General features: G+C 68.3%; 1 protein-coding gene. It reads right to left on the bottom strand.

Translation table 11 applies throughout. From position 1 onward, the window contains the following. A partial coding sequence (locus tag AC0IYH_RS30270; RefSeq protein WP_471837828.1) for an EscU/YscU/HrcU family type III secretion system export apparatus switch protein occupies positions 1–334 on the bottom strand: 334 nt, incomplete at both ends.

Below are 334 nucleotides of genomic sequence, written 5' to 3'. Positions count from 1 at the left end.
ATCGTGAAGACGCCGCCGGCCTGGAGGAACTCCGCCAGCACTCCCGCCAGCGCGGCCGGAACCAGCGCGACGGCGGTGATCACCAGCAATGCGACGACAGACGCGTGGCCGAGCGACGCCAGCGCGATAGGAAACGGATCGCCCCGCCCGATCATCGTAAACCCGGCATCGAACAGCCCGACGATGTAGTCGCCGGCGAACCGCACGCCGAACGCCATCACCACGAACCAGACGAACAGCACGGCGGTCGCGGTGACGTCCTTCGACTTGGCGACGTCGCCCCGCTTGCGCGCGTCCGCCAGCTTCTTGGGCGTCGGCTGTTCGGTCTTGTCGC

It is taken from the genome of Pseudomonas sp. AC463, assembly GCF_979253585.1.
Note: the sequence above shows the minus strand (reverse complement) of the source record. Positions and strands in the feature narration are given on the sequence as shown.